Source organism: Variovorax sp. CF313 (genome assembly GCF_000282635.1).
Taxonomy (GTDB): Bacteria; Pseudomonadota; Gammaproteobacteria; order Burkholderiales; family Burkholderiaceae_C; genus Variovorax.
Genome location: NZ_AKIW01000038.1, coordinates 27,001 through 34,052, shown reverse-complemented (window position 1 = coordinate 34,052; position 7,052 = coordinate 27,001). Strand labels below are relative to the sequence as shown.

General features: G+C 67.6%; 6 protein-coding genes. 4 read left to right on the top strand and 2 right to left on the bottom strand.

What is annotated here, in order from left to right:
• The first annotated feature begins 236 nt into the window (after positions 1-236).
• From boxC to PMI12_RS12290, 4 genes are all read left to right on the top strand, one after another.
• Positions 237-1,913, top strand: a complete 1,677-nt coding sequence (boxC, locus tag PMI12_RS12305; protein WP_007832637.1) for a 2,3-epoxybenzoyl-CoA dihydrolase — start codon at positions 237-239, stop codon at positions 1,911-1,913.
• Positions 1,914-1,947: 34 nt separating this feature from the next.
• The gene (gene boxB / locus PMI12_RS12300; RefSeq protein WP_007832636.1) at positions 1,948-3,375 is read left to right on the top strand and encodes a benzoyl-CoA 2,3-epoxidase subunit BoxB; all 1,428 of its coding nucleotides are present in this window, start codon (positions 1,948-1,950) and stop codon (positions 3,373-3,375) included.
• Positions 3,376-3,515: 140 nt separating this feature from the next.
• Positions 3,516-4,802: a benzoyl-CoA 2,3-epoxidase subunit BoxA gene (gene boxA / locus PMI12_RS12295; protein ID WP_007832634.1), complete on the top strand. Its 1,287-nt coding sequence runs from the start codon at positions 3,516-3,518 to the stop codon at positions 4,800-4,802.
• A gap of 10 nt (positions 4,803-4,812) precedes the next feature.
• Entirely contained in the window at positions 4,813-5,256 is a 444-nt protein-coding gene (locus tag PMI12_RS12290) for a MaoC family dehydratase (protein ID WP_007832632.1), read from the top strand.
• A gap of 73 nt (positions 5,257-5,329) precedes the next feature.
• Here PMI12_RS12290 and PMI12_RS12285 read toward each other — a convergent pair whose 3' ends face one another.
• Together PMI12_RS12285 and PMI12_RS12280 are read right to left on the bottom strand one after the other, a co-directional pair.
• Positions 5,330-5,794, bottom strand: coding sequence for a hypothetical protein (locus PMI12_RS12285; protein ID WP_007832630.1), 465 nt, complete (start codon positions 5,792-5,794; stop codon positions 5,330-5,332).
• A 177-nt stretch (positions 5,795-5,971) separates the two neighbouring features.
• Positions 5,972-7,012: an alpha/beta hydrolase family protein gene (locus PMI12_RS12280; protein ID WP_007832629.1), complete on the bottom strand. Its 1,041-nt coding sequence runs from the start codon at positions 7,010-7,012 to the stop codon at positions 5,972-5,974.
• Positions 7,013-7,052 lie beyond the last annotated feature (40 nt).

Here is a 7,052-nt window from a genome sequence, read left to right as displayed (position 1 = left end):
GCTGCGCAAGGCACCCCGCCGGCGTGAGCGTTCGGAGCACTGGTTGATTGGCTGCAAACCAGCAGCGTGGCCTGCGCACTTCCCCGAATCCCCAGCCCAGCCCGAAATCTGAAAAAAAGTGCAGCAGGCATTGACTTGCCTACATGCATGCAGCATGATGCATGTCATCGGAGCAGTAAAGTGCACTATCTTTCCTGTTCACGGTTTCCGAACACTGCCCCACAGGAGACTTCCGCATGACCGACACCACCACGCTCCAGGCGCCCCCGCGCGTCGACTACCGCACCGAACCCGGCCAGTACCGCCACTGGTCGCTGAGCTTCGACGGCGCCATCGCGCGCCTCGTGCTCGACATCGCGGAAGACGGCGGCATTCGCCCCGGCTACAAGCTCAAGCTCAACAGCTACGACCTGGGCGTGGACATCGAGCTGAACGACGCGCTCAACCGCGTGCGCTTCGAGCACCCCGAAGTGCGCAGCGTGATCGTCACCAGCGGCAAGGACCGCATCTTCTGTTCGGGCGCCAACATCTTCATGCTCGGCGTTTCGGGCCACGCCTGGAAGGTCAACTTCTGCAAGTTCACCAACGAAACCCGCAACGGCATCGAAGACACCTCGAAGCATTCGGGCCTGAAGTTCCTCGCGGCCGTGAACGGTGCCTGCGCCGGCGGCGGCTACGAGCTGGCGCTGGCCTGCGACGAGATCCTGCTGGTGGATGACCGCTCGTCCGCCGTCTCTCTGCCCGAAGTGCCGCTGCTCGGCGTGCTGCCCGGCACCGGCGGCCTGACCCGCGTGACCGACAAGCGCCACGTGCGCCATGACCTCGCCGACATCTTCTGCACCAGCGTTGAAGGCGTGCGCGGCCAGCGCGCGGTCGACTGGCGCCTGGTCGACGCGGTGGCCAAGCCCGCGCAGTTCGCCGCCGCCGTGCAGGAGCGCGCCTCGCAACTCGCGGCCGGCAGCGATCGTCCCGCCAACGCCAAGGGCGTGGCGCTGACCCGCCTGGAACGCACCGACAGCGCCGACGGCATCGCGTATTCGAACGTCAACGTGCAGATCGACCGCAGCAAGCGCACCGCGACCATCACCATCAAGGCGCCCACCGGTGCGCAGCCGGCCGACATCGCCGCCATCGAAGCCGCGGGTGCCGCCTGGTGGCCGCTCGCGATGTGCCGCGAACTCGACGACGCCATCCTCAACCTGCGCACCAACGAGCTCGACATCGGCACCTGGCTGCTCAAGACCGAGGGCGACGCCGCCGCAGTGCTCGCGTCCGATACGGTGATGCTCGCCAACAAGGACCACTGGCTGGTGCGCGAAACCATCGGCGCGCTGCGCCGCACGCTGGCGCGCCTGGACGTGTCCTCGCGCAGCCTGTTCGCGCTGGTGGAAGCTGGTTCGTGCTTCGCCGGCATGCTGGCCGAGCTGGCCTTTGCGGCCGACCGCACCTACATGCTCGCGCTGCCCGACGACGCCGAGCGCGCACCGAAGCTCACGCTGAACGAATTCAACTTCGGCTTCTTCCCGATGGTCAACGACCAGAGCCGCCTGCAGCGCCGCTTCTATGAAGAGGCCGCGCCGCTCGAAGCCGCACGCACCGCCGCCGGCAAGCCGCTCGACGCCGACGAGGCGCTGAAGCTCGGCCTCGTGACCGCCGCACCGGACGACATCGACTGGGACGACGAGATCCGCATCGCCATCGAGGAGCGCGCCGCCATGTCGCCCGATGCGCTCACCGGCCTCGAAGCCAACCTGCGCTTCGCAAGCAAGGAGAACATGGCCACCCGCATCTTCGGCCGGCTCACCGCCTGGCAGAACTGGATCTTCAACCGTCCCAACGCCGTTGGCGAAAAGGGCGCGCTGAAGGTCTACGGCACCGGCCAGAAAGCCGGCTTCGACATGAACCGCGTCTGACAGAACAGCAGTCCGTACAACCCAAGGAACAACGATGAGCACGATCAACTACAGCGAGAAGATCCCCAACAACGTCAACCTCGGTGAAGACCGCACGCTGCAGCGCGCGCTCGAAGGCTGGCAGCCCAACTTCATCAACTGGTGGGACGACGTGGGCCCCGAGGGCTCGACCAACCACGAGGTGTACCTGCGCACGGCGGTGAGCGTCGACCCGCAGGGCTGGGCCCAGTTCGGCCACGTGAAGATGCGCGACTACCGCTGGGGCATCTTCCTGAACCCGGGCGACGCCAACCGCGAGATCCACTTCGGCGACCACAAGGGTGAAAAAGCCTGGCAGGACGTGCCCGGCGAGCATCGCGCCAACCTGCGCCGCATCATCGTGACGCAGGGCGACACCGAGCCCGCGTCGGTCGAGCAGCAGCGCCACCTGGGCCTCACGGCGCCGTCGATGTACGACCTGCGCAACCTGTTCCAGATCAACGTGGAAGAAGGCCGCCACCTGTGGGCCATGGTCTACCTGCTGCAGAAGCACTTCGGCCGCGACGGCCGCGAAGAAGCCGATGCGCTGCTGCAGCGCACCTCGGGCGATGCCAACAACCCGCGCATCCTGGGCGCCTTCAACGAGAAGACGCCCGACTGGCTCGCGTTCTTCATGTTCACCTACTTCACCGACCGCGACGGCAAGTTCCAGCTGGCCGCGCTGGCCGAGAGCGCGTTCGATCCGCTGGCGCGCACCACCAAGTTCATGCTGACCGAAGAGGCGCACCATATGTTCGTGGGCGAGAGCGGCGTGTCGCGCGTCATCGCGCGCACGGCACAGGTCATGAACGAGCTGAAGACTGACGACGTGCAGAAGATCCGCGCTGCCGGCTGCATCGACCTGGGCACCATCCAGCGCTACCTGAACTTCCACTACAGCGTGACCATCGACCTGTTCGGCGCCGACCAGTCGAGCAACGCCGCCATCTTCTACAGCTCCGGCCTGAAGGGCCGCTACGAAGAAGGCAAGCGCACGGACGACCACATCCTCAAGGGCCAAACCTACAAGGTGCTCGAGGTGAAGGACGGCCAGCTGGTCGAGAAGGACGTGCCGATGCTCAATGCGCTCAACGAAGTGCTGCGCGACGACTTCATCAAGGATTCGGTGGCCGGCGTCGGCCGCTGGAACAAGGTGCTCGAGAAGGCCGGCATCCCGACGCGCCTGACGGTGCCGCACAAGGCCTTCAACCGCCAGATCGGTGCGCTCGCCGGCATCAAGATGTCGCCCGAAGGCCGCGTGGTGAACGACATCGAATGGGCCGCCAAGCGCGACGAATGGCTGCCGAGTTCCGAAGATTTCGCTTTCGTGGCATCGTTGATGGGCCGCGTGGTCGAGCCGGGCAAGTTCGCCGGCTGGATCTCGCCGCCGGTGATGGGTATCAACCGCCAGCCGGTGGATTTCGAGTACGTGCGGTTCGGTTGATCTGGGATTTCGGTATTGCTCCTTCCCCCGCTGGGGGAAGGCTGGGATGGGGGCAAGCGGCGATAGCGCCCACGACAGAGGCCGCTTGCCCCCACCCAACCCTCCCCCAAAGGGGGAGGGCTTCAGGTTAGGAGAACAACATGGACATGGCCGTTGAAGCCGGGATCATCAAGCAGCACCTGATCGACCCCGAGATCTGCATCCGCTGCAACACCTGCGAGGCGACCTGCCCCGTCAACGCGATCACGCACGACGACAACAACTACGTCGTGCGCGCGGACGTCTGCAATGGCTGCATGGCCTGCATCTCGCCGTGCCCGACGGGTTCGATCGACAACTGGCGCACGATGCCGGTGGTGCGCGCGTACTCGATCGAGGAACAGCTCACCTGGGAATCGCTGCCCGCCGAACTCTCGCCGGAAGAGCTCGAAGCCGCCGGCGTGTCCGCTGAAGTGGCCGGCGACCCCGCGGCGGCCTTGCCCGCGCAGACGCAAGCCCAGGCGGCCGCCGAATCGATCGAGCCGGCCTTCAATTCGGCGCAATACGGCGCCACCGTGCCGCCCTGGTCGGCCGCGCACGCGTACACCAATCTCTTCCCGCCGAAGACGCCGACCACCGCCACCGTGGTGGGCAACTTCAACTGCACCGAGGCCGGCTTCGACAGCGAGACGCACCACATCGTGCTCGACTTCGGCGTGGTGCCGTTCCCGGTGCTCGAGGGCCAGTCGATCGGCATCGTGCCGCCGGGCGTCGATGCCATCGGCAAGCGCCACCATGCACGCCAGTATTCGGTGGCCAGCCCGCGCAATGGCGAGCGGCCCGGCTACAACAACGTCTCGCTCACCGTGAAGCGCGTGACCGAAGACCACCAGGGCGACGCCGTGCGCGGCGTGTGCTCCAACTACGTGTGCGACCTGAAGGTGGGCGACACGGTGCAGGTGGTGGGGCCTTTCGGCTCGTCGTTCCTGATGCCGAATCACCCCAAGTCGCACATCGTGATGATCTGCACCGGCACCGGCAGCGCTCCGATGCGCGCCATGACCGAATGGCGCCGCCGCCTGCGCAAGAGCGGCAAGTTCGAGGGCGGCAAGCTGATGCTGTTCTTCGGCGCGCGCACGCAGCAGGAGCTGCCGTACTTCGGCCCGCTGCAGTCGCTGCCCAAGGACTTCATCGACATCAACCTCGCGTTCTCGCGCACGCCGGGGCAACCCAAGCGCTACGTGCAGGACCTGATGCGCGAGCGCGCCGCCGACCTGGCCGCGCTGCTGAAAGATGGCGCGAGCCACTTCTATGTGTGCGGCCTGAAGAGCATGGAAGAAGGCGTGGTGCTCGCACTGCGCGACGTGGCGAAGGAAGCGGGGCTCGATTGGGACACGGTCGGCGCTGCCTTGAAGCGCGAAGGCCGCCTGCACCTCGAAACCTACTAGGCCGCGGCGGATGAAGTTCGCCGACTTCCACGCGGGGCAGGTCATCGAGGCCGGGCCCTACGTGCTCACCGAAACGGAGCTCCTGCAGTTCGCACGGGCCTACGACCCGCAGTGGTTCCACACCGATGCAGAGGCGGCGGCCGGCAGCTCCTTCGGCGGGCTGATCGCCAGCGGCTGGCACACGTGCTCGATCGCGATGCGGCTGGCCGTCGACGCAGCGCTTGCCGGTTCTGAATCGTTCGCCTCGCCGGGGCTCGATCATGTGCGCTGGCCGAATCCCGTGCGGCCCGGCGATGCGCTGCGGCTGGTGGCCGACGTGACCGAGGTGCGCCGCTCCGAAAAGCGCCCGACGCTCGGCATCCTGCGCTGGCGCTGGCGGCTGTTCAACCAGCGCGAGCTGATGGTGCTCGACGTGGCGGTCACCAGCCTGTTCAAGCTCAAGCCGGCCAACTGAGGCGTTCGCCCGAAAAAAAGCCCGCAACGCGCGAGCGCTGCGGGCTTTTGTCCGGCCGGGGCCGGCGGGCCGATTACTTCTTGATGTCGACGGCGCCCGAGCCCTGCGCCTTGCCGCTCGCCTTCGCGCCAGCGCTCCCCGGCTTCACGGCATTGGTGGCCGAACCCACGGCGCCGGTTGCGCCATTCAGCGTGCCGCCCACGGTGTTCGTTACGCCGCCTGCCGCATTCGTGGCACCGCTGACGGCGCCAGTGGCACCGCCCAGCACGCCACCGACGGCGTTGCCCACACCGCCTGTCGCGCTGCCGGCCGTGTCGGACGTGGCAGCGCCGGCATTCGTGTTCGCGCCTGCGGCCGCACCTGTGCGTGCCGCGGCACCGCCATGGGTGGAGCCAGCGCCTGCGGCGCCCGAGGTGTTCACGTCTGCATTGACCCCCACGCCGACCCCGACGCCTTGCGCCTGGGCTGCGCCGCCGATGGCCAGGAGGCCGGCGAGCACGGCGCCGAGGAAGATGCGGTTGTGTTGCTGTTGCTTCATGGGTGACTTTTCCTTTCGTAGCTGGTCACGATTTCAAGAACCGACCGGGGTTCGGTCGGCTCGGGTGCAACCATGGCGGGGCCGGCCTTTGTCGCCATGTGCGCCACAGCCGCCCACGCGTGTGGGAACTGGCTGTCGGCGAAACAGGAGGCTCGAACGTTGCCCCCGCGGTGCGAATCATGGCAGCAGATGCGTGCTGAAGAAGGCCGTTGTCTTCTGGTTAACTTCCGGTAGCACGCTGGCGCGGTCGAAGCCTGCCGGGTCGTTGAGCAGGTCGCCGATCAGTCCCGTGAGGTCCGGCGGTAGCGGAGACAACAGCGAGCCGTGCCCGCCGGTCGGCATGTCCGCGATCAGCTCGCAGCGCGGCAGGCAGGCCGCAAGCACCCGGTCGCTGTGGAAGCGCGGGATCAGCCAGCGGTCCTGCGCGGCGGTGATCAGGCCAAGTGGTACGCGCGGCGCCGCGAGCGAGGCCATGTCGAAATCGGCCGAACCCGGCACGCCTGCAACGATGGCGGCGATGCGCGGATCGGTGTGCTCGCGCGGCGCGGCGTCGTCGCCGAAGCGGTGGCGGATGAGGAGCAATGCGGCCCATTTCTTGATGCCGTCGAGCGGTCCGCCGGTCAGCCGCGTGATGAGGCCGACGCAGGACTGGAAGTCGTTCACCAGGTCGACCTCGCAGTGCCGCGCGAACGCGGCCGGCGACCAGCGCCCGCCCGCGAGGCTCAGGGCCGTGTGGCCGCCCGCCGACATGCCGTACATGCCGACCCTGTCGAGCCGCAGCAACGGCGCGAAGCGTGGGTCGCGCGCCACCGCGTCGATGGCGCGCGACACCTCGGCCGGGCGCATGGTCCAGCTGTCGGGACCGGGGTTGCTGTCGTCCTTGTAGTTGTCGGCCTTGTGCTCGGGCATGGCGACGACGAAGCCGGCCTCGACGAGGCCGCGCGCGATGTCCGCGTGCACCCAGGGCGCGCCGCCCGAGCCGTGCGAGACGATCACCAGCCGGCCATTGCCGGGTGCCGGCTTGCCCTGCGCGGCCACGTCGAGCGTGAAGCGGGCACGCCGGGTCGGCTGGGGCGCGTCGGTGGACGGATAGAACACCGTGACCGGGCCGTCGCCGGGCGCGGCGGGAAGTTCCGCCATGCCCATCGAGGCTCGCGCCCAGCCGCAGCAAAGCGCGAGGAGCAGGAAGAAGAGAGAGGAAAAAGAAAGACGTCGCATGGGGTGGTTCCTTGCCTTTGAAGGCCCGCACGATGCCGGG